Genomic DNA, 21,522 nt, shown 5'->3' with positions numbered 1-21,522 from the left:
TTCTCTCTCTGTCTAGTGACGGGGTACGGACTACCAGCGGTAGTGCGCGAAGGCCTTGTTGGACTCGGCCATCTTGTGGGTGTCCTCGCGACGCTTCACGGAAGCGCCCAGACCGTTGCTGGCGTCGAGGATCTCGTTCATCAGGCGCTCGGTCATGGTCTTCTCGCGACGGGCGCGGGAGTAACCGACCATCCAGCGCAGCGCCAGGGTGCTGGCGCGGCCCGGACGGACCTCGACCGGAACCTGGTAGGTCGCGCCACCGACACGGCGGGACTTGACCTCGAGGGCCGGCTTGACGTTCTCCAGCGCGCGCTTCAGCGTCACGACCGGGTCCGAGCCGGTCTTCTCACGGACGCCCTCGAGGGCGCCGTAGACGATCCGCTCGGCGGTGGAGCGCTTGCCGTGCAGCAGGATCTTGTTGACCAGCTGGGTGACGACCGGGGAGCCGTAAACCGGGTCGATGATGACCGGGCGCTTCGGGGCGGGGCCCTTACGAGGCATTCTTACTTCTCCTTCTTGGCGCCGTAGCGGCTGCGGGCCTGCTTGCGGTTCTTGACACCCTGGGTGTCGAGCGAACCGCGGATGATCTTGTAGCGGACACCAGGAAGGTCCTTCACACGACCACCGCGCACCAGCACGATGGAGTGCTCCTGCAGGTTGTGGCCCTCGCCCGGGATGTAAGCGGTGACCTCGATCCCGCTGGTGAGGCGCACACGGGCGACCTTGCGGAGAGCCGAGTTCGGCTTCTTCGGGGTGGTCGTGTACACACGCGTGCAGACCCCACGGCGCTGCGGGGAGCCCTTCAGCGCGGGAGTCTTGTTCTTCTCGACCTTGTCCTGCCGGCCCTTTCGGACCAGCTGCTGGATCGTAGGCACCGTTTCTCCGTTTTCTGTGTGCCAAGGCTTGGTGGAACTAACCTGCGGTGTCTCCCTCGCACACGGCCCCGTGGTCGACCCACGCGGTCGGGTGTGTTGGGCTTGTTACGACACGGAATCCCATGAGCTGATGTACAGCGACGGCGCTCTACGCGCGGCGCGCTGGGAAGCGCTCCGGCTCGGCGCGGCGACCGGTGTGCATGCACGCACAAGGACCCGGGGACACCCCAGGCACAAGGTCAGAGCGTACCTAGCGCATCGGGCGCGGTCAAAACAAATGCAACGCCGCAGGTCGCGGGGCCAGGCCTCGAAACGGAACGGGAAACGGCGCGGGCGGCCCCCATACCACGACCGAGAACCCCCGCACGGCGAAACCCTACGCCTCTGCGCGGACGGCGGCGAGCGGGGTGTTCCCGTCGCCGGCGCCGTCCCCGGACGTCCCGGCGGACGACGACTCGTCCTGCTCCTGGTCGGTCCCCTTCCGGTCCGACAGGGCGACGAGCAGTCCCAGTGCCACCACGGCCATCCCGTACACCAGCACGCAGGGCTGCCAGCCCACGAACGGCGGCGCCCAGTGGGCCGGGCTGATGAAGAACGACCCGCCGGTACCGACCGCCATGCGGCGCAGCGCCCAGACGAACGCCGCGAAGTCGGCCAGGGCCAGCGCGCCGGAGCAGAGCACCATCAGCCGGCGCCAGGAGAAACCGCCTCCCGGCAGCCGCTCATGGCAGATCGCGACGCACACGATCGGCAGCCCGACGGCGAACGGCAGCAGGTAGCGGCCCTGCCAGATCATGCCGACCTCCCGCGCCTGCATGGCCTGGGCCACCAGCGGTATGGCCACGATCCCGGCCAGGATGCCCAGGACGGCCAGGGCGTCCCTGAGCCGCGCGTAGCAGAGCGCGAGCAGCACCAGGGCGATCGCCACGCCGCACCACAGCAGGAGCGTCGCCGCCGGGGGTTCGGCGTCCAGCCAGCCGAAGTAGCCGATCATCTGCTTCATGTACAGCAGACCGTTGTCGAAGGTCTGACGGGCCGCGGACAACGGAGTGAAACCGCTCGGTGCGTTGATGACCGAGTGGTCGGGGTGGGCCGAGGACCAGACGAGGGCCACGCCGGCCGTGACCGCGGTCAGAGCGCTCCAGACCCAGGTCGCCCTATGCCGCAGGATCGAAGCCAGTGCGTCCTTGCGCCCGAGCAGCAGAGCGAAGAAGACCGCGCCACTGAACCAGATCAGGCCCAGCGGCCGGATGCTGATCAGCACTATCGCGCCGATGCCGAGCCGGGCGACACGGCGGCTCAGGAGCTGTGGATCCGGGTTCATCAGCAGCGCGACGGCGGCGCTCCAGACCAGGATGCCCGCGGCGATCTCCGGACCGCTCGGGTTGACCACCCCGAACATGAACAGCGACATCGGGGTGGCGGCCGCCACCACTCCGAGGAGGCCGAGGGAACGTCGCCGCCACTCCGCCGCGGAGACCACCGCGCTCGCCACCAGGGCGGAGCAGATCACGGCCGAGATCAGGCGCATCAGGTAGAAGGCCGTCTTGCCCGGGAGCAGCAGGCTGGGCCAGCCGACGGCGAAGTAGTACGCCGGGTGGTAGCGGCCCGCCGACGTGGTCACCTCGGTCGTCCCGGAGCGCTGCTTGAGCGAGGGAGCGCAGTCGGCCGACTGCCAGGGCTTGAAGGCGTAGCACGAGTGGGTCTCCGCCACGTCCTCGTAGATCCGCGGGAGCACCACCCCGCTCTCGGCCCAGTAGCCTTTGATCCCGCCGACCGTGTGCGGGATCATGATTTCCTCACCGTTGACCTGTCCTCGGGCGACGGCGCCCGCCCGGATGAGGTGCGCGGGTTCGTCCGGCGAGCCGCCGATCGGAGTCGCCAGCGACCAGGACGCGCTCAGCGCGAACAGGATCGCGAACGCGACCGCCCACAGCCGCCGGGGCGTGGACGCAAGCCGCTCGGCGATGCTCTTGACGGCAGTGATCATCATCTGGAAATGGGCCTTCGGGGTCGGTCCGAACTCGGCGTGCGGCGCCCACGGCCGGGGGCGGTGGGTGCTCGCATCGACGAGATGTAACAGGCAACGGTCAGCCATGGACGAGAAGACCGTACCGAACCGAGCCCTGAGGGACTAACGGCACCCTCCCGATGGCGGCCCGTGGACCCGGTCGGCCGGTGTGCTCCGCCGCCTACGGAGGCGGTGCCCAGCAGGATCAGACGGTACCCAGCAGGATCATCAAGGTCCAGAACGCGGTGCCAAGGTATCCGATGACCAGGCCGAGGACGGCCGCCCAGTCGCCGTCCATGCCGCGCTGCCGGATCTGTGACCGCGCGATGTGGCCGGTGACCACGGCGGGCAGGGAGAAGCCGATCAGGCTGAGCGCCAACGAGGTGACCGCCAGCGCGCTGGTGGTACGGGGCGGAGGCGGAGGCGCCAGGAGGAAGGTCGCCGGGATCGGCTGCGGTGCGGTGACCGACGGCGCCGTCATCGGCCCGGAGGGCAGATCGGCCACCAGCGCGGCCAGCTGGCCGTAGGTCTGTGCCGCGGCCACGGCCTCGTGGCGCTGCTCGTACTCCTGGACGGAGAGCCGGCCCTCGGCGAACGCGGCCTTGAGCACGTCGATCGTCCGGTCCCGGTCGGCGTGGCCTGCCCGCATCGCGGCCTGCGACGACACCGCGGGCGCTGGTTGCCAGCCCCCCGCCGGCCGCTTGCCGGGCGGGTAGCCGGAACCCGGCTCGCCCCATGGCTGTACGGACATCCGCCACCTCCCGGTAGCGCGGCACCCCCGCGCACGTCACTGCTCCCTCATAGTGCAGGACGAACGAACGAACTGAGTAGTTGCCGAATCGGCCCAGTAGTCGCCGGGAAGGCGCTGCCGGCCGGCCTGCCTTGCCCGGACGGCGGATGTGCTCAGAGGATGCTCAACTCGGGCGACAGCCCGTTCGAGGAGTGCCAGGCTGAGCCGCGGGGGCCTCGCACCGCGGTCTCCTCCCCTCCACCCCACGAGCAGAGAAGGCCGCCATGCAGGCGTCAGCGCCGCCGTCCTCCGACCTCCCCGGGCCGGGAACCCCGTCCGCCGTCAGCATCCAGGGGCTCTGGAAGCACTTCGGCACCCAGGCCGCCGTGGCCGGGCTGAGCCTGGAACTGCCGGCCGGGGCGTTCATCGGCCTGGTCGGGCCGAACGGAGCCGGCAAGACCACCACGCTGTCGATGGTCACCGGGCTGCTCCGGCCCGACCAGGGCACCGTCCTGGTGCACGGCGCCGACGTGTGGGCCGACCCGGTCACGGTCAAGGCCCGGATCGGGATCCTGCCCGAGGGCCTGCGGATGTTCGAGCGGCTCAGCGGGCGCGAGCTGCTCCAGTACACCGGGCGGCTGCGCGGCCTGCCCGGCGCCGAGGTGGACCGGCGGGCCGAGGAGCTGCTGGCCGTCCTGGACCTCGGCCGGGACGCCGACAAGCTGGTCGCCGACTACTCCACCGGCATGCGCAAGAAGATCGGCCTGGCCGCCGCGCTGCTGCACAACCCGGACGTGCTCTTCCTGGACGAGCCCTTCGAGGGGGTCGACCCGGTGTCCGCCCAGACCATCCGCGGGGTGCTCAAGCGGTACGCGGCGGCCGGGTCCACGGTGGTCTTCTCCAGCCATGTGATGGAGCTGGTCGAGCAGCTCTGCGACTGGGTCGCGGTGGTCAACGCCGGCCGGGTGATCGCCCAGGGCCCGCTGGACTCCGTCCGGGGCGGGCGCAGCCTGCACGAGGCCTTCCTGGAGCTGATCGGCGTGCGCGAGGACGACGGGCAGGCGCTCGGCTGGCTCGGCGGCGGATCGGCCGGGGGCGACCGGTGAACGAGCGGAGCGAGGCTGCCGTCAAGCGGAGCGGCGTCGCCGTCAAGCGGAACGAGGCGGGCGCATGAGCGAGCGGAGCGAGCGAATCGTCGAGAGGTGCGCGTGGGCGAATGCCCCAGCCGAGCGCAGCGAGGCGGGCGCATGAGCGAGCGGAGCGAGCGAATCGTCGAGAGGTGCGCGTGGGCGGATGCCCCTGCCGAGCGCAGCGAGGCGGGCGCATGAGCGGCGCGACGACACCCGCCGTGCCCGACGGCCGGACGGTGGTCCGCGCCCTGGTGGCGCTCAAGCTGCGGCTGCTGCGCAACGGGCTGCGGCGCAGCCCCGGCCGGACCACCGTCTACGTGATCGGCGGCGTCGTGGGCCTGGCCTTCGCGGCCGGCATCGCCGTCGCCATGGCCGCGCTGAACGGACGCTACCCGGGCTCCGGGGACGCCGGGGTGATGCTGCTCGGCGTGCTGACGCTGAGCTGGGCCGCACTGCCGCTGTTCCTCTTCTCCAGCGACGAGAGCGCCGACCCGACCCGGCTGACCATGTTGCCGCTGCGGCCCGGCCCGCTGCTGCGCGGCTCGCTGCTGGCCGCGCTGATCGGGCCCGGGCCGCTGATCAGCCTGGTGCTGGTGACCGGCGCGGTGCTGGCGGGCGCGGCCGGCGGCGTCTCGGCCGCGGTCGCGGTGGCCGGTGTGCCGCTCGCGGTGCTCTGCCTGGTCACGCTCTCCCGGGCGGTCGCGGCGGGCAACGCCCGGATGCTCTCCAGCCGGCGCGGCAAGGACTTCGCGATCTTCGGCGGGCTGGCCTTCGCCCTGCTGGTGCAGGTCGCCAACGTGGGCTCGCAGAGCATCCTCGGCCGCCGGGGCGGGCCGATCGACCTCTCCCCGCTGAAGCCGATCGCCTCGGTGCTGCGCTGGATCCCGCCGATCAGCGCCGCCGACGCGCCGCGCACCGCCGGCGAGGGCCGGTACGGGCTGGCACTGCTCCAGCTCGCCGCGGCGGCCGCGCTGCTGGCGCTGCTGCTGCGCTGGTGGCGGCGGAGCCTGCAGGAGCTGATGGTGACCGCCGACTCCTCCACCCTGGAGGTGGCGCGCGGCGTGCAGGACTCGCGCGGCTGGGGCTTCCTGCCCCAGGGCCGCACCGGCGCGGTGATGCAGCGGCACCTGCGGTACGCCTGGCGCGAGCCGCGGGCCAAGGCGGCACTGTTCACCAGCATCGGGATGACGCTGGTGATCTGCGTGCTGTCGATGGTCCAGGGCTGGGCGAGCGTCTACCTGCTGGCGATGACCGGGGTGTTCCTCGGGCTGCAGATGCTCAACCTGTTCGGCATGGACGGCTCGGCGTTCTGGATGGTCGCCGCCACCCTGCGCACCCCGGCCGACGCCCGGTCGGAGTTGCGCGGACGGGCGTACGCGGTGCTCTCGTACGCCGTTCCGGTGACGGTGGTGCTCGGGCTGGTGCTGGCGGCCGTCACCGGCCGGTGGAGCGAACTGCCGCCCGCGCTCGGCCTGGCGCTGACGCTGCTCGGCTGCGGGATCGCGCTGGGATCGGTGTTCAGCGTGCTGGCGCCGTACACCATGCCGGCCGACAGCAATCCGATGCGCAACGCCGCCCCGGGGCAGGGCGGGCTGATCCTGCTCAACCAGTTCGGCTCGATGGTCGGCGTCACGGTGCTGGCGCTGCCGGTCGGCGGCTACCTCGCCTGGGCGCTGGTCGCGGACGGGCCGAGCTGGCCGGTGCTGCTGGTCGGCCCGCTGTACGGCGCGCTGGTCGCGACGCTGGGCGTGCGGCTCGCGGCCGGCCGGCTGCTGGAGCGCACGCCGGAGATCCTGGCCAAGGCCATCGAGCGCTGAGCCCGCCGGGTGGGGCCGAACCGTTGCGCCAGGCGTCGGGGCGGCGCCCGCCCACCCGCCCGGAGAGACGGTTCACCGGCCCGCTCTCCGGACGGTCCGCGCCACCGCTCCGGCATCATGGGCAGGAGGCCGGACCGTCGAGGAGAGCAGGGACACACCGTGGGCGAGCGCGCGCAGCAGGCCGGGACCGCCGGGCCGCTGCTGGAGCAGGCGGTGCGGTCGGTGCTGACGGCCCCCGACGACGCACTGGACCTCGCCCTGGACACCGGGGCCTCGCTGCTGGCCGCCTCGGCCGGGCAGTGGCCCGACGTCGGCCGGGCGCTGCTCGGCCACGCGGACACCGCCGTCGGCCGCTGCTGGTCCGCCGGATGGCGCCCGGCCGACCTGGTCCGGGTGGTGCGGCGCGAGCTGAAGCCCGTCCACCTGGCCCTCGCGGTGGACCTGATCGCCGCCGAGGGCCGCCGCCACCCCGCGGCCGCCCTGGACCGGCGCTGGCGGGAGCAGCTGCGCGAGCTGGAGGCCGAGGTGTGGTGGTCCGGCGACGGGGAGTACCTGGGGGCCTTCGCCCACCGGCACCGGCTGGACCGCTTCGCGCTCGCCACCGCGGCCCTGGAACTGCTGCGCACCTGGGGCCGGCTGCCGCCGATCGCCCCGGTGGGGCCCGCCCCCGGGCAGGCCGTGCGGCAGCGGCACCCGGCGCCGGCGGCCGGCGAGCCGCGGATGCTGGCGCGGATCCGGGCGCTGCTGGCCAAGGCCGAGTCCACCGAGTACCCGGAGGAGGCCGAGGCGCTGACCGCCAAGGCCCAGCAGCTGATGGCCCAGCACAGCATCGACGACGCGCTGCTGGCCGCGGCCGGCGCCGACCGCGACACCCCGGCGGCGCTGCGGATCGGGGTGGACAACCCGTACGAGGGCCCCAAGACGATGCTGCTGGACGCGGTCGCGGCGGCCAACCGGTGCCGGGTGGTGTGGGCGAAGGAGTTCGGCTTCTGCACCGTGGTCGGCTTCGACGGCGACCTGGACGGCGTCGAACTGCTCTACACCTCGCTGCTGGTGCAGGCCACCCACGCGCTCAACAAGGCGGGCTCCCGCAAGGACTCGCGCAGCAAGGCGTTCCGGCAGTCCTTCCTGGTCGCGTACGCGGCGCGGATCCGGGAACGGCTGACGGCCGCGACCGAGCGCGCCACCAGCGCCGCCGCGGCCGGGCGGCACCTGCGCGAGGACGGCACCGAGGAGCAGCTGCTGCCCGACGAGCGGCTGCTGCCCGCGCTGGCCGCCCGCTCCGAGGCGGTGGACGAGGAGATCGGCCGGCTGTTCCCGAAGCTGGTCTCGCAGCGGGTGCGGGTCAGCGACGGCGTGGGCTGGGCGGCCGGCCGCGCCGCCGCCGACCGGGCCGCGCTGCACGGACGCGCCGGGGCGATCCGCCGCTGAGGGCGGGTCGGACGGCGCCCGGGGCCGTCCGCACCGGTTCCCCGCCCGACCCGCGCAAGATCCACATGAGCCGCCCGGCTCCCTGAGGGACCTGATAGAACGTAGTCCGCCACGAACGAAGGGGGACTCGACGTGACGGAACCGGCGGCGGAGTCGGGATACCGGGACCGGGTGCGCGGGGCGCTGCTCGGCGGAGCGATCGGCGATGCGCTGGGCTGGCAGGTGGAGTTCCAGCAGCTCCACCAGATCCAGGACCGGTACGGGCCGCAGGGCGTCACCTCGCTGCCGGCCGGGCCCGGGCCGGTCGAGGTGACCGACGACACCCAGATGACGCTGTTCACCGCCGAGGGCCTGATCCGCGGCTTCGTCCGCGGCTGGACGGGCGGCGGCGGCTCGGTGCCGGAGGCCGTCCACGGCGCCTACCGGCGCTGGCTGCGGACCCAGTACCAGGGCGCGCCGGACGCCGGGCCGCAGCCCCGCCCGTACGACGGCTGGCTGCTGAGCCGGCCCTTCCTGTACGCCCGGCGCGCGCCCGGCAACGCCTGCCTGAGCGGGGTGTCCGAGCACCCGGTGTTCGAGGCGCCGTCCGCGATCGGGCTGAACGGGCCGATCAACCCGGGTTCCAAGGGCTGCGGCACGGTGATGCGCTCGGCGCCGTTCGGGCTGGCCCGGCTGGGCGTCGAGCAGTCCTTCGGGCTGGCGGTGCAGTGCGCCCAGCTCACCCACGGCCACCCGACCGGCTACCTCGCGGCGGGCGCCTTCGCGGCGCTGGTCGAGCGGCTCGCGGACGGCACCGAGCCGTGGGCGGCGGTCGGCGAGACGGTGGAGCAGATCCGCGAGCTGCCGAGCTCCAAGGAGACCGTCCAGGCACTGGCCCGGGCGGTGCGGCTCGCCCAGGAGGCCGAGCCGGCGGCCGAGACGGTGGAGCGGGTCGGGCTCGGCTGGATCGCCGAGGAGTGCCTGGCCATCGCGGTGTACTCGCTGCTGGCGGCCACCCTGGACCCTGACCCGGTGCGCACCGCGCTGCTGCTGTCGGTGAACCACTCCGGGGACAGCGACTCGACCGGCGCGGTCTGCGGCAACCTGGTCGGGGCCGCGTACGGCGCCTCGGCGCTGCCCGCCGAGTGGGCCGGGGCGGTCGAGGGCCGGACGGAGCTGCGGCAGGTCGCGGACGACCTGCTGGTGCTGTTCGGCAGCCGCGACCCGCTGCACCCGGGGCTCGGCGGGCGCTACCCGGCCTGGTGAGCCGGGGCGGCCCGGTCCGGTGAGCCGGAGCTACCCGGCCTGCGGGTCGGTGACCTGGCCGAGGAACAGCGGCGCTCCACCCCGGGTGTCCCGGATCAGGAACAGGAACGGCCGGTCCAGGTGCACCTGGACCGGCCGTTCGGCGTTCGGCGCCGCCGCCACGTCCATCCCGACACCGCTGCCGGCCGCCGCGACCGTGCCGTCCTCGCCGACCTCGATGGTGGCCTTCTGCACCACCGTGCCGACGGCCGGCGGGTCCTTGGCGATGCCGCTGAAGTCGGCCGCGCCGAAGGCCGCCCGCACGCCGAGCGAGCGCAGCGCGGAGCCGAGCTCCTTCGAGGTGTCGAAGCGGAAGCGCGGCAGCTGGAGGTCGACCGGCCGCTCGGCGAGGGCGCCGAGGATGCGGTCCAGCTGCGGCTGGTCCAGGCCCTTGGCGAAGGCCGCGAAGCCGCCCTGCGCGGGGACGATCAGGTCCATCACCAACCCGCCGTCCGCGTACGGCAGTTCGACGGCCTGCCAGGGCTCGCCGACGATCCCGCCGGAGCCGTCGGCGTACTTGAACTCCCCGGTCTGCCCCATCGTGGGGACGGCCGGGGCGGAGCCGTCGAGCCTGTGGAACGGGCGGTCGGCGGTCTGCGAGGGCTTGAAGGCGGAGGCCCACCTGGCCTTGAGGTAGAGCGCGTCGGTGAGCACCAGCCGGGTGCTCGGGTTGATCGCCTCCCGGCCGAACAGGTCCTTGATCCGGCCATCGGTGGCCTTCTCCACGGCCGCGTTGACGGACTTGCGGGCCCCGTCCGGGTCCTTGGCGAAGTCGGCCTGGTGCACGCCGGTGCCGAAGGCGCCGGCCAGGGTGGCCAGGTAGTCCGGCTCGACGGCCAGACCCCGCTGCGTCCAGACGTCGTCGCTGCGGCGCAGGGTGAGCTTGTCGGTGGCCGGGACCGGCCGGTTCAGCGCGCCGGTGGCGAACGCGTACTGCTGCGGGTCGAGCCCGGTGTGCAGGGCCTTGGCCAGCTCCTCGGCGGTGGCGCCGCGGGCGCCGGGCAGCAGCATGGCGAGCACGGTGGCCAGGCCGGACGGGGAGACCACGAGGTTGCTCCCGGCGGTGTCCGGCTCGGCGGTCAGGACGTGCAGGAGGTCCAGGCCGAAGGCGTCGGTGGCGGCCGCGGTGGCGGCCACCTGGGCCGGGTCGACGGTCGGCCGGCCGGTGGGCGGGGAGGCCCGGAGCTCCACGGGCGCGGGGGCGGTGCTGCCGCAGCCGGCGAGCAGCGGCGTGGCGAGCGCGGCCGCGAGCAGGAGTGCCGCCGGGCGGCGGAGGGTACGACGGGTTGCGGTGCTGCGGTTCGTCATGGCCCTTCGACGCACCGCCCCGCCACCCGGTTCCGCCAGCCCCGGCCCCGGCTCAGTCCCAGAGCGCCCCGAACTCCAGCAGCTCGTCGCGGTACTCGATCCGCTCGACCCAGTCGGCCGGCCAGGCCGCCTCGCCGTGGTGGGCACCCGCGAAGGCACCGGTCAGGCAGGCCAGCGAGTCGGAGTCGCCGCTGGAGTACGCGGCCCGCCGGACGGCGGCCACCGGGTCGTCCGGGAGCAGCAGGAAGCAGAGCAGGCCGGTGCCGAAGGCCTCCTCGGCGACCCAGCCCTCGCCGGTGGCCAGGCAGGGGTCCGCCTCGACATCGGGTGCGGCGAGCGCCGCGTCCAGCCGGTCGAGCACCTCGAGGCAGTCGTCCCAGCCGCGGGCGAGGACGGCCTGCGGCGAGGCGCCGTACCAGCGGTCGGCGAGGTCGCCGAGCCAGAACTCGTCGTACCGCTCCCGGCTCGCCAGGGCGTGGGCCCGGAGCACCGCGGGCAGGCCGGCCGGCGGCAGGCCCTCGGCGAGCCTGCGGACGGCGTACGCGGTGAGGTCGCCGGCGGCGAGCGCGGTGGGGTGGCCGTGGGTGAGCCCGGACTGCAGTTGGGCGGCGCCGGAGAGCTGCCGGGCGTCCAGTTCGCGGACCAGCCCGACCGGGGCGACCCGCATGTTGGCGCCGCAGCCCTTGGAGCCGACGTCGGAGGCCTGCTGCCAGCGGTACTCCTGCCGGCTGAGCCGCTCGCAGGAGCGCAGGCACGTCATGCCGGGGGCGCGGTTGTTCTCCGGGGAGCGCCACCAGTCGACGAACTCCTCGCGGACCGGCCGCTCCAGCCGCAGCGGCGTGAGCGGGCCTCTCGCCAGGGCGGTGCGCAGGCCGCGGGCCAGGGCGAGCGTCATCTGGGTGTCGTCGGTGACCAGCGCCCTGCCGGGCAGCGGGAGCCGCCGCCAGTCCGGATGGTCGGCCGCGATCGCCTCGACGGTCCTGAACTCCGTCAACCGGCCGAGCGCGTCCCCGATCGCCAGCCCCAGCAGTGTCCCCGTCGCCTTGCCCACGGCCGTTCCCCCCTCTGCTCCGTCAGACCTCGACCACCAGTTCCTTGAGCCCGCGGATCACGTAGCCCGGGTTCCACTCGGGCTCGCGGACCAGCCGCAGGCCCGGGGCCCGGCGCAGCAGGGTGCCGTAGGACTCGGTGAGCTCCAGTCTGGCAAGCGGGGCGCCGAGGCAGAAGTGGATTCCGGCCCCGAAGGTGATGTGCGGGTTGTCGGTGCGGCCGAGGTCGAGGCGGTCCGGGTCGGCGAAGCGCTCGGGGTCGCGGTTGGCGGAGCCGAAGAGCAGGGCGATCTCGGCGCCGCGCGGGACGGTCACGCCGCGGACCTCGATGTCTTCCAGCACCCAGCGCTCGAACATCTGCAGCGGGGTGTCCCAGCGCATCAGCTCCTCGACGGCGGTGGGCAGCAGTTCGTCCACCGAGCCGCGCAGCCGGGCGAGTTCCCCGGGGTTGCGGAACAGCGCCCACCAGCCGTTGCCGGTGGTGTTGACGGTCGCCTCGTGGCCGGCGTTGAGCAGCAGCACGCAGGTGGAGACCATCTCCTGCTCGCTGAGCGCGTCGGCGCCCTCCTGGGCCTGGACGAGCGCGCTGATCAGGTCGTCGCCCGGGTTCGCCCGGCGCTCGCGGATCAGGGCGCGCAGGTAGTCGGAGAACTCGGTGCTCGCGGTGACGGCCCGGCGGGCGGCCTCCTCGGTCGGGTTGAGCTCGAACATCCCGGTGATGTCGGAGGACCACGGCCGCAGCAGGTGCCGGTCGCCCTCCGGCACGCCGAGCATCTCGGCGATCACGGCGACCGGCAGCGGCTCGGCGACGGTGGCGATCAGGTCGCCGCCGCCGGCCGCGAGCAGGTCGTCGACCAGTTCGCCGGCCAGCCGCCGCACGGTGGGGCGCAGTCCCTCGACCATGCGCGGGGTGAAGGCCTTGGAGACCAGTCGGCGCAGCCGGGTGTGGTCCGGCCCTTCGAGGTCCAGCAGCCCGTGGTCGTTCAGGGTGTGGAAGGGCTCGTGCGCCGGGTCGGGCTCGGGGCGGCCGAACTCCGCGTGGCTGAAGCGGTGGGTGTAGGTGCGGCCCAGCCTCCGGTCGCGCAGCAGGGCACTGACGTCGTCGTGGCGCGAGACCAGCCACTGGTTCGTCGGCTCGAAGTACGTCACCGGCGCGTGTTCGCGCAGTTCGGCGTACGCGTCGTACGGGTGGGCCACGAACGCCGCCGACCAGGGGTCGAACTTCGCCGTCGTCGTCATCGGTCGATCACTCCAGGCCATGAGGGGGAAAGCCGGAAGGATCATCGTACGCATGCGGTGCGTACGGGAAGCCGATCCTTCCGGCCCTGCTCAGGCCCGCTCCAGCACCAGCCGCCGGACCAGCTCCGGCAGCGCCCGCGAGATCGGCTCCCGGATCACCTCGGCCGCGGCCTCGTCGTACGGCGTCGGCTCGGCGTTCACGATGATCAGCTCCGCCCCCGTCCTCACCGCGTCGTACGGCAGCGCCGCCACCGGGAACACCTGGAGGCTGGTGCCGACCGCGATGAGGACGTCGCAGGCCCGGACGATCGAGTCGGCCTGCCCGAGCACCTCCGGGTCCAGGTTCTCGCCGAACATCACGATGCGGGGCTTGAGGATCCCCCCGCACTCCCGGCACGCCGGGTCCGGCTCGCCCGCCCCGACCCGCGCCAGCGCGTCCGCCATCGACCCGACCACCCGGCACCGCAGGCACTGCGTCTCCCGCGTGTTGCCGTGCAGTTCGAGCACCTTGCGGGCGGTCAGCCCGGACCTCTGGTGCAGCCCGTCGATGTTCTGGGTGAGCACCCGCAGCGGCAGCCCGGAGCGCTCCAGGTCGACCAGCGCCCGGTGCCCGGCGTTCGGCTCGGCGGCCACCGCGTCCGTCTCCAGCCGCATCCGCCAGGCCCGCCGCCGGACCTCCGGATCCTCCAGGTACGGCCCGATGGTGACCAGCTGCTGCGCCGACGGGTCCTTCTGCCACACCCCGTTCGGGCCGCGGTAGTCGGGGATGCCGGAGTCCGTCGAGATGCCCGCACCGGTGAGTACGGCGATCAGGGGGCGCTTCGCGTTCATACCCCGGACGGTACGGCCGCCGGCCCGGCCGCGGCCACCGAAAATCGGGGTGCGCCGACGGGCGGCGCGCGGCGGCGCGGCCGGGCGGAGGTCAGGCCGGCACGGCGCGCGGCGGCGCGGCCGGGCGGGCCAGCGGGGCGAGCGCGAGCAGGTAGCAGGCGGCGGCGAGCGGGATGAGGGCCAGGTCGACGCCCGAGGCGAGCGTGCCGAGCAGCACCAGCGCCGGACTCCACCGGGGAAGTGCCCGGGAGCGGCCCGCCGCGGCGGCGGTCAGCAGCGCCAGCAGGCCGACGTGGAAGAGCAGCGGACCGACCTGGTAGACGGCCGGCAGCACGCCGGGGACGTCCTGCACCCGGTCGAACAGCCGCGACTGCTCGGCCTTGTCCGCCGCCGCCAGGCCGACGACCAGGTCGATGCCGATCTGCGCCAGCGAGCAGAGCAGCCCCGCGAAGGCCGTTCCCAGTGCCGCCCCGACGGCGATCCGCCCGGCCGTACCGCGCGGGGAGAGCCGCCGGTGCAGGGCGAGGAGGAGCGGGGCGAACAGCAGCAGCCCGGCGAGCATCGCGGTGTGGCCGGCCGTCCAGCCGGGGCCCGGCCCGCGGGAGCCCGGCACCAGGCGGATGCCGCCGTAGAGGGCCATCAGGGCGGGCGCGCCGACGACGGCCCAGGAGGTGAGGCGGGTGGATCGCGCGGTCCGGGTGGCGTTCATCCGATGGTCTCCCCGTTGTGTGGTCCGTTCCGACACCGCAGAGCCTGGCCGCCCGGGCCCTCGTCCCGGATCGCCCGCACCGGCGAACCCGCCGCCTCCCCCGCGCGAGGGAGCCCGCGCGACGGCGCCCACGCGACGGCGCCCGTACGCGCAGCCCGGGAGGACCGGGCCCGTCAGCCCTCCCCCGCCACCACCGCCCCGGCCTCGTACGCGAACACCACCGCGTGCACCCGGTCCCTCAGCCCCAGCTTGCTCAGCACATTGCTGACGTGCGTCTTCACCGTGTGCTCGCTGACCACCAGCTCGGCCGCGATCTCGGCGTTGGACAGCCCGCGGGCGATCAGCCGCAGCGTCTCCCGCTCGCGCAGGGTCAGCAGCTCCAGCAGCCGCGACGGCGGCCGCACCGCCCGCTCCGGGGCGCCCGGCCGACGGGCCGCGAACTCGCTGATCAGCCGCCTGGTCACCGAGGGCGCGAGCAGTGCCTCCCCCGAGGCGACCATCCGCACCCCGTGCGCCAGGTCGTCCCGCCGGACGTCCTTGAGCAGAAAGCCGCTGGCCCCCGCGTACAGCGCGTCGAAGACGTAGTCGTCGATGTCGAAGGTGGTCAGCATGATCACCTTGGTGGCCGGGAACCCGGCGCACACCCGACGGGCCGCCTCCAGCCCGTCCATCACCGGCATCCGGACGTCCAGCAGCAGCACGTCCGGGCCGTGCACGCACACCGCCTCCACCGCCTCGGCGCCGTCACAGGCCTCGGCCACCACCTCGATGTCCGGCTGCGCGTCCAGGATCATCCCGAACCCGGCCCGCACCAGCTCCTGGTCGTCCGCGACGACCACCCGGATCGGCGTCATCCGTCCACCCTCTCCCCCGTTCCACCCGCGCCCAGCGGCAGCCGGGCGCTCACCACGAAACCCCTGCCCCCCGGCCCCGGACCGGCCTCGGCCCGCCCGCCGCAGGCCGCCGCCCGTTCCCGGATGCCGACCAGCCCCCGGCCGCCGGACCAGCCGACCACCGTACGGGCGGCCGCCGCCGGCACCCCGCGGCCGTTGTCCGAGACCACGACCTCCAGCACCTCCCCGACCCGCCGGACCCGGACCGCCACCCGGTCCGCCCCGGCGTGCTTGACCGTGTTGGTCAGCGCCTCCTGCACGATCCGGAACGCCGCCGTCTCCACGTCGGCCGGCCACGGCCCCCTCCCCTTCGGGAGTTCGAGGTCCACCCGCGGCCCCGCCGCGCGCACCCGCTCGGCCACCTCGGCGAGCTCGGCCAGCCGGGGCTGCGGCGCCAGCTGCCGGCCCGCCTCCGGATCCTTCAACACCCCGAGCACCCGCCGCAGCTGGACCATCGCGTCCCGGCCCGCGTCGGCGATGGTGTCGAACGCCCGGACCGCCCGGTCCGGATCGCGGTGCACCACCACCGGCCCGGCCTCGGCCTGGATCACCATCAGCGAGACAGCGTGCGCCACGATGTCGTGCATCTCCCGGGCGATCCGGGCCCGCTCCTCCGCGACCGCCCGGGCCGCGTCGCTCGCCGCCCGTTCACCGGCCTCCCGGGCCCGCTCCGCCTGCACCCGGGCCAACTGCCGCTGGGCGCGCACCAGCGAGCCGAACACGAAGGTGCCGACGGAGGTCACCAGGCTGAACAGCGCGCCGTTCGGCGAGTGGGTGCCGAGGACGTTGCCGACCACCACCGCCCCCAGCACGCTCCACCGCACCCGATCCGAGGAGCGCTCCGCCACCGTGTAGAGGGCGACCACCCCGGACAGCGGCACCTGGGGGTTGGCCGAGTGCGCCGCCACCGAGATCACCAGCGACGGCGCCGTCGCCAGCGCCAGCACCGTGAACGGCGCCCGGCGCCGCCAGGGCAGCGGCAGCGCGGTCGCCACCGCGAGGAGGTAGATCCACCACGGGTGCGCCGTCTCGTCGTGGTACGCCGACCAGACCGCGACCCCGGCCGCCGCCACCGCCAGCAGCGAGTCCCACGCGTACGGGCCCAGCCCGTACGCCCGGGCCCCCACACGCCCCGTACGCTCCATCCCGGCCCCTCCCCCGTAGCCGGGGACGCCGTCCCCGCGGAGGAGATCATGCCCTACCGGCAGGGCCTCCGGAACGGCCGGCTCAGGCACCGCCGACCGTCACCCCACCGGTCTCCGCCCGCGCTTTGACGGTGCGCGCCGCCCCCGGCCGCGTGGGGACGCCCACCTCCACCGGGCCGGCCGAGGCCCGGGCGTCCACCGCGTACGCCTCCCCGGCCGGCACCCGCAGCCGCACGCCGCCGTTGGTGGTGCTCGCCTCCACCGCCGACGGCGCCGCGGCGAAGTCGGCCCGCACCCCGCCGTTCACCGTGGACAGCCGCGCCCGCGGGGACCTCAGCCCGTGGGCCTCGACCCCACCGTTGGTCGCCTCGGCCTCCACCTCGCCGGCCAGCCCGTACAGCCGGACCCCGCCGTTGGTCGCCTTCACCCGCACCCTGGTCCCGGCCGGCACCTGCACGGTGTAGCCGATCGCGCAGTCCTCGCAGTCGTACGCCAGCTTCAGCACGCCGTCCGTCACCTCGTGGGTGCTCCTCGGGGCGGCCCCCCGGTAGTTCTGCTTCTCGACCACGTGCACGGCGTCACCGCCCCCGTTCACCACCACGCCGCCGTCGACCCCCTCCACCACGAGCTCCCTGACCGGCCCCGCCACCCCGTAGCCCACCGTCCGGCGCTCCTCGTCGCCCCAGGCCGGCAGGCAGCCCGACATCCCCACCAGCACCCCCGCCGTGATCAACACCGCGCCCAGCACCCGCTTCATTCCCGGCCCCCTCGCCAGCCCCGTCGTCCCGACACCGAGAAGCCTGCCGGGGCCGCCGCCCCCGCCACCTCCCCCGCCGGAGCGGTTCCCGCCCCTCCCCCGCGCGACGGAGCCGGCCCCGCCCGGGAACGCCGAAGGGCCCGGAGGCTTGATGCCTCCGGGCCCTTCGAACTAGTAGCGGGGACAGGATTTGAACCTGCGACCTCTGGGTTATGAGCCCAGCGAGCTACCGAGCTGCTCCACCCCGCGTCGGTGAACACGACTCTACGCGACTTCGGCCGAATGTCCTAACCGGGTTCTGCCGACCGGCCCGCGGCCGCGCCCCGGCGCCCCCGGAGGGGGCCCGGCAACGCCGCAGGGCGGCCACCCCGTGAGGGGTGACCGCCCTGCGGTCGGTGACGCGCGACTCAGCCGGTGTACGGGCCGTAGTCGTAGTCGTCCAGCGGGACCGCCTGGCCGGAGCCGGCGCCGAAGGGCGACAGGTCGTAGTCGTCGTAGCCGACGGCCGAGTACATCGCGGCCTTGGCCTCCTCGGTCGGCTCGACCCGGATGTTGCGGTAGCGGGGCAGACCCGTACCGGCCGGGATGAGCTTACCGAGGATGACGTTCTCCTTGAGGCCCAGCAGCGGGTCCGACTTGGCGTGGATCGCCGCGTCGGTGAGGACCCGGGTCGTCTCCTGGAAGGAGGCGGCCGACAGCCAGGACTCGGTGGCCAGCGAGGCCTTGGTGATACCCATCAGCTGCGGACGGCCGGAGGCGGGGTGACCGCCCTCGGCGACGACGCGGCGGTTCTCCTGCTCGAAGCGGCCGCGCTCGACCAGCTCGCCGGGCAGCAGCTCGGCGTCGCCCGACTCGATGATCGTCACGCGGCGGAGCATCTGCCGGATGATGATCTCGATGTGCTTGTCGTGGATCGACACACCCTGCGAGTTGTAGACCTTCTGGACCTCGGCGACCAGGTGGACCTGGACGGCACGCTGGCCCATGATGCGCAGGACGTCGTGCGGGTTGGTGGCACCCATGGTCAGCTTCTGGCCGACCTCGACCGCCTCGCCCTCGCTGACCAGCAGCTTCACACGCTTCGAGACCGGGTAGGCGATCTCGTCGGTGCCGTCGTCCGGGGTGACGACCAGCTTGCGGGTCTTCTCGGTGTCCTCGATGCGGACCCGGCCCTGGGCCTCCGAGATCGGGGCCACACCCTTGGGGGTACGGGCCTCGAAGAGCTCGACGACACGCGGCAGACCCTGGGTGATGTCGTCACCGGCCACACCACCGGTGTGGAAGGTACGCATGGTCAGCTGGGTACCGGGCTCACCGATGGACTGGGCGGCGATGATGCCGACCGCCTCACCGATGTCGACCAGCTTGCCGGTGGCCAGCGAGCGCCCGTAGCACATGGCACAGGTGCCGACGGCCGACTCACAGGTCAGGATCGAGCGGGTCTTGACCTCGCCGATGCCGTGGCGGATCAGCTCGTCGATCAGGACGTCGCCGAGGTCCGTGTTGGCGGTGGCCAGCAGCTTGCCGTCGACGGTGATGTCCTCGGCGAGCATGCGGGCGTAGACGCTGGTCTCGACGTCGTCGGCCTTGCGCAGCACGCCGTCCGCGCCCACGGAGCCGATCGACAGCTTCAGGCCGCGCTCGGTGCCGCAGTCCTCCTCGCGGATGATGACGTCCTGGGAGACGTCGACCAGACGACGGGTGAGGTAACCGGAGTCGGCGGTACGCAGGGCGGTGTCGGCCAGACCCTTACGGGCACCGTGGGTGGAGATGAAGTACTCCAGCACGGACAGACCCTCACGGAACGACGCCTTGATGGGTCGCGGGATGGTCTCGTTCTTGGCGTTCGACACCAGACCACGCATACCGGCGATCTGGCGCATCTGCATCATGTTTCCACGAGCACCCGAGTCGACCATCATGAAGATGGGGTTCGTCTTCGGGAAGTTCGCGGCCATGGCGTCCGCGACCTCGTTGGTCGCCTGGGTCCAGATGCCGACGAGCTCCTGCTTGCGCTCGTCGTTGGTGATCAGACCGCGCTCGTACTGCTTCTGGACCTTCTCCGCCTTGGCCTCGAAGCCCTCCAGGATCTGGGGCTTGCTCGGCGGGACGATGACGTCCGAGATCGAGACGGTGACACCCGAGCGGGTCGACCAGTGGAAGCCGGCCGCCTTCAGGTTGTCCAGGGTCGCCGCGACGACGACCTTGGGGTAGCGCTCCGCCAGGTCGTTGACGATCGCGGAGAGCTGCTTCTTGCCCACCTCGTAGTCGACGAACGGGTAGTCCTCGGGCAGCAGCTCGTTGAAGAGCGCGCGGCCCAGGGTGGTGGTCAGGCGGAAGGGCTCGCCGTCGAACCAGGTCGACTGGCCCTCCTCGTCCACCGGCGGGGTCCAGCCGCGCGGCGGGACGGTGCCGGCCGGCAGGCGCAGCTCGATCGGGGCCTGGACGTCCAGGTCGCGGGCGTCGAAGGCCATGATCGCCTCGGCGGTCGACGAGAAGGTGCGGCCGGCGCCCTTCACGTTGTCGCGGTCCGAGGTCAGGAAGAACAGACCGAGCACCATGTCCTGGGTCGGCATGGTGACGGGACGACCGTCGGCCGGCTTCAGGATGTTGTTCGAGGACAGCATCAGGATGCGGGCCTCGGCCTGCGCCTCCGCGGAGAGCGGCAGGTGGACGGCCATCTGGTCACCGTCGAAGTCCGCGTTGAACGCGGTGCAGACGAGCGGGTGGATCTGGATGGCCTTGCCCTCGACCAGCTGCGGCTCGAAGGCCTGGATGCCGAGGCGGTGCAGGGTGGGCGCACGGTTCAGCAGGACCGGGTGCTCGGCGATGACCTCTTCGAGGACGTCCCACACGACCGGACGGGCGCGCTCGACCATGCGCTTGGCCGACTTGATGTTCTGCGCGTGGTTCAGGTCGACCAGGCGCTTCATCACGAACGGCTTGAAGAGCTCCAGCGCCATGGCCTTCGGCAGACCGCACTGGTGCAGCTTGAGCTGCGGGCCGACGACGATGACCGAACGGGCCGAGTAGTCGACTCGCTTGCCGAGCAGGTTCTGACGGAAACGACCCTGCTTGCCCTTCAGCATGTCGCTGAGGGACTTCAGCGGGCGGTTGCCCGGGCCGGTGACCGGACGGCCGCGGCGGCCGTTGTCGAACAGCGCGTCGACGGCCTCCTGGAGCATGCGCTTCTCGTTGTTCACGATGATCTCGGGGGCACCGAGGTCGAGCAGGCGCTTCAGGCGGTTGTTGCGGTTGATGACGCGGCGGTACAGGTCGTTCAGGTCGGAGGTCGCGAAGCGGCCACCGTCCAGCTGCACCATCGGACGCAGGTCCGGCGGGATGACCGGGACGCAGTCCAGCACCATGCCGTTGGGCTTGTTGGTGGTCTGCAGGAACGCGGAGACGACCTTGAGGCGCTTGAGCGCACGGGTCTTCTTCTGGCCCTTGCCGGTGCGGATGATCTCGCGCAGGCGCTCGGACTCCTCCGCCAGGTCGAAGGTCTCGAGGCGGTCCTTGAGGGCCGCCGCGCCCATCGAGCCGGAGAAGTAGGTGCCGAAGCGGTCGCGCAGCTCGCGGTAGAGCAGCTCGTCGCCCTCGAGGTCCTGGACCTTGAGGTTCTTGAAGCGGGCCCACACCTCGTCGAGGCGGTCGAGCTCGCGCTGCGCGCGGTCGCGCAGCTGCTTCATCTCGCGCTCGGCGCCCTCGCGCACCTTGCGGCGCACGTCGGCCTTGGCGCCCTCGGCCTCCAGCTCGGCCAGGTCGGTCTCGGCCTTCTTGGCGCGGGCCTCGAGGTCGGAGTCGCGGCGGTTCTCGATCTGCTGGCGCTCGACCGAGACGTGCGCCTCCAGGGACGGCAGGTCGCGCTGGCGGCGCTCGTCGTCGACCCAGGTGATCATGTAGGCGGCGAAGTAGATGACCTTCTCGAGGTCCTTCGGCGCCAGGTCGAGCAGGTAGCCCAGACGGGACGGCACGCCCTTGAAGTACCAGATGTGGGTGACCGGGGCGGCCAGCTCGATGTGGCCCATCCGCTCGCGGCGCACCTTGGCGCGGGTCACCTCGACGCCGCAGCGCTCGCAGATGATGCCCTTGAAGCGGACGCGCTTGTACTTACCGCAGTAGCACTCCCAGTCCCGGGTGGGGCCGAAGATCTTCTCGCAGAAGAGTCCGTCCTTTTCGGGCTTCAGGGTGCGGTAGTTGATGGTCTCCGGCTTCTTGACCTCGCCGTGCGACCACTGGCGGATGTCGTCGGCGGTGGCCAGGCCGATGCGGAGCTCGTCGAAGAAGTTGACGTCAAGCACTGGTCGTCAAGC

17 protein-coding genes and 1 tRNA gene are annotated in these 21,522 nt (G+C 73.1%); 4 read left to right on the top strand and 14 right to left on the bottom strand.

Annotated elements, in window-relative coordinates:
* Positions 1 to 30 precede the first annotated feature (30 nt).
* From rpsG to ACIQI7_RS23925, 4 genes are all read right to left on the bottom strand, one after another.
* A complete protein-coding gene (gene rpsG, locus ACIQI7_RS23940) occupies positions 31 to 501 on the bottom strand; it encodes a 30S ribosomal protein S7 (RefSeq protein WP_030055803.1) in 471 nt (156 codons plus the stop codon).
* Positions 502 to 503: 2 nt separating this feature from the next.
* Positions 504 to 875, bottom strand: coding sequence for a 30S ribosomal protein S12 (gene rpsL, locus ACIQI7_RS23935; RefSeq protein WP_014144289.1), 372 nt, complete (start codon positions 873 to 875; stop codon positions 504 to 506).
* 376 nt (positions 876 to 1,251) lie between these two features.
* Positions 1,252 to 2,868 (bottom strand): DUF2142 domain-containing protein, encoded by a 1,617-nt coding sequence (locus ACIQI7_RS23930; protein WP_401113166.1) that lies wholly within the window; start codon positions 2,866 to 2,868, stop codon positions 1,252 to 1,254.
* Positions 2,869 to 3,091: 223 nt separating this feature from the next.
* Positions 3,092 to 3,637: a DUF1707 and DUF4190 domain-containing protein gene (locus ACIQI7_RS23925; RefSeq protein ID WP_401113164.1), complete on the bottom strand. Its 546-nt coding sequence runs from the start codon at positions 3,635 to 3,637 to the stop codon at positions 3,092 to 3,094.
* Positions 3,638 to 3,900: 263 nt separating this feature from the next.
* Here ACIQI7_RS23925 and ACIQI7_RS23920 point away from each other — a divergent pair, with 263 nt between their 5' ends.
* The 4 genes from ACIQI7_RS23920 to ACIQI7_RS23905 all read left to right on the top strand — a co-directional run bounded on the left by ACIQI7_RS23920 (position 3,901) and on the right by ACIQI7_RS23905 (position 9,239).
* Entirely contained in the window at positions 3,901 to 4,722 is an 822-nt protein-coding gene (locus tag ACIQI7_RS23920) for an ABC transporter ATP-binding protein (protein ID WP_401113162.1), read from the top strand.
* 218 nt (positions 4,723 to 4,940) lie between these two features.
* A complete protein-coding gene (locus tag ACIQI7_RS23915) occupies positions 4,941 to 6,563 on the top strand; it encodes a transporter (protein ID WP_401113160.1) in 1,623 nt (540 codons plus the stop codon).
* A 159-nt stretch (positions 6,564 to 6,722) separates the two neighbouring features.
* A complete protein-coding gene (locus tag ACIQI7_RS23910; protein WP_401113158.1) occupies positions 6,723 to 7,994 on the top strand; it encodes a DUF2786 domain-containing protein in 1,272 nt (423 codons plus the stop codon).
* 132 nt (positions 7,995 to 8,126) lie between these two features.
* Complete coding sequence (locus ACIQI7_RS23905) at positions 8,127 to 9,239, top strand: ADP-ribosylglycohydrolase family protein (protein ID WP_401113157.1); 1,113 nt, start codon at positions 8,127 to 8,129, stop codon at positions 9,237 to 9,239.
* A 30-nt stretch (positions 9,240 to 9,269) separates the two neighbouring features.
* Here ACIQI7_RS23905 and ACIQI7_RS23900 read toward each other — a convergent pair whose 3' ends face one another.
* From ACIQI7_RS23900 to ACIQI7_RS23855, 10 genes are all read right to left on the bottom strand, one after another.
* Positions 9,270 to 10,586, bottom strand: coding sequence for a serpin family protein (locus tag ACIQI7_RS23900; RefSeq protein WP_401113155.1), 1,317 nt, complete (start codon positions 10,584 to 10,586; stop codon positions 9,270 to 9,272).
* Positions 10,587 to 10,638: 52 nt separating this feature from the next.
* Positions 10,639 to 11,637, bottom strand: a complete 999-nt coding sequence (locus ACIQI7_RS23895) for an ADP-ribosylglycohydrolase family protein (protein ID WP_401113153.1) — start codon at positions 11,635 to 11,637, stop codon at positions 10,639 to 10,641.
* 22 nt (positions 11,638 to 11,659) lie between these two features.
* Positions 11,660 to 12,874 (bottom strand): cytochrome P450, encoded by a 1,215-nt coding sequence (locus ACIQI7_RS23890; RefSeq protein WP_401113151.1) that lies wholly within the window; start codon positions 12,872 to 12,874, stop codon positions 11,660 to 11,662.
* A 90-nt stretch (positions 12,875 to 12,964) separates the two neighbouring features.
* The gene (locus tag ACIQI7_RS23885) at positions 12,965 to 13,705 is read right to left on the bottom strand and encodes an SIR2 family NAD-dependent protein deacylase (RefSeq protein ID WP_401113150.1); all 741 of its coding nucleotides are present in this window, start codon (positions 13,703 to 13,705) and stop codon (positions 12,965 to 12,967) included.
* A gap of 91 nt (positions 13,706 to 13,796) precedes the next feature.
* A complete protein-coding gene (locus tag ACIQI7_RS23880; RefSeq protein ID WP_401113149.1) occupies positions 13,797 to 14,414 on the bottom strand; it encodes a hypothetical protein in 618 nt (205 codons plus the stop codon).
* A 173-nt stretch (positions 14,415 to 14,587) separates the two neighbouring features.
* A complete protein-coding gene (locus ACIQI7_RS23875) occupies positions 14,588 to 15,268 on the bottom strand; it encodes a response regulator (RefSeq protein ID WP_401113147.1) in 681 nt (226 codons plus the stop codon).
* Positions 15,265 to 16,452 (bottom strand): sensor histidine kinase, encoded by a 1,188-nt coding sequence (locus ACIQI7_RS23870; protein WP_401113146.1) that lies wholly within the window; start codon positions 16,450 to 16,452, stop codon positions 15,265 to 15,267. Before ACIQI7_RS23870 ends, ACIQI7_RS23875 begins: the two co-directional genes overlap by 4 nt.
* 82 nt (positions 16,453 to 16,534) lie before the next feature.
* Positions 16,535 to 17,209 (bottom strand): hypothetical protein, encoded by a 675-nt coding sequence (locus ACIQI7_RS23865; protein WP_401113145.1) that lies wholly within the window; start codon positions 17,207 to 17,209, stop codon positions 16,535 to 16,537.
* A gap of 175 nt (positions 17,210 to 17,384) precedes the next feature.
* Positions 17,385 to 17,458 (bottom strand) — tRNA-Met (locus tag ACIQI7_RS23860).
* A 158-nt stretch (positions 17,459 to 17,616) separates the two neighbouring features.
* Positions 17,617 to 21,510, bottom strand: coding sequence for a DNA-directed RNA polymerase subunit beta' (locus tag ACIQI7_RS23855; RefSeq protein WP_387756283.1), 3,894 nt, complete (start codon positions 21,508 to 21,510; stop codon positions 17,617 to 17,619).
* Positions 21,511 to 21,522 lie beyond the last annotated feature (12 nt).

It is taken from the genome of Kitasatospora sp. NPDC092039 (genome assembly GCF_044756065.1).
Classification (GTDB): domain Bacteria; phylum Actinomycetota; class Actinomycetes; order Streptomycetales; family Streptomycetaceae; genus Kitasatospora.
Note: the sequence above shows the minus strand (reverse complement) of the source record. Positions and strands in the feature narration are given on the sequence as shown.

Coding starts and splice junctions, on each gene's coding strand:
- rpsG (WP_030055803.1), bottom strand. CDS start 501: ATGCCTCGTAAGGGCCCCGCCCCGAAGCGCCCGGTCATCATCGACCCG.
- ACIQI7_RS23930 (WP_401113166.1), bottom strand. CDS start 2,868: ATGATGATCACTGCCGTCAAGAGCATCGCCGAGCGGCTTGCGTCCACG.
- ACIQI7_RS23925 (WP_401113164.1), bottom strand. CDS start 3,637: ATGTCCGTACAGCCATGGGGCGAGCCGGGTTCCGGCTACCCGCCCGGC.
- ACIQI7_RS23920 (WP_401113162.1), top strand. CDS start 3,901: ATGCAGGCGTCAGCGCCGCCGTCCTCCGACCTCCCCGGGCCGGGAACC.
- ACIQI7_RS23915 (WP_401113160.1), top strand. CDS start 4,941: ATGAGCGGCGCGACGACACCCGCCGTGCCCGACGGCCGGACGGTGGTC.
- ACIQI7_RS23900 (WP_401113155.1), bottom strand. CDS start 10,586: ATGACGAACCGCAGCACCGCAACCCGTCGTACCCTCCGCCGCCCGGCG.
- ACIQI7_RS23890 (WP_401113151.1), bottom strand. CDS start 12,874: ATGACGACGACGGCGAAGTTCGACCCCTGGTCGGCGGCGTTCGTGGCC.
- ACIQI7_RS23885 (WP_401113150.1), bottom strand. CDS start 13,705: ATGAACGCGAAGCGCCCCCTGATCGCCGTACTCACCGGTGCGGGCATC.
- ACIQI7_RS23880 (WP_401113149.1), bottom strand. CDS start 14,414: ATGAACGCCACCCGGACCGCGCGATCCACCCGCCTCACCTCCTGGGCC.
- ACIQI7_RS23875 (WP_401113147.1), bottom strand. CDS start 15,268: ATGACGCCGATCCGGGTGGTCGTCGCGGACGACCAGGAGCTGGTGCGG.
- ACIQI7_RS23870 (WP_401113146.1), bottom strand. CDS start 16,452: ATGGAGCGTACGGGGCGTGTGGGGGCCCGGGCGTACGGGCTGGGCCCG.
- ACIQI7_RS23865 (WP_401113145.1), bottom strand. CDS start 17,209: ATGAAGCGGGTGCTGGGCGCGGTGTTGATCACGGCGGGGGTGCTGGTG.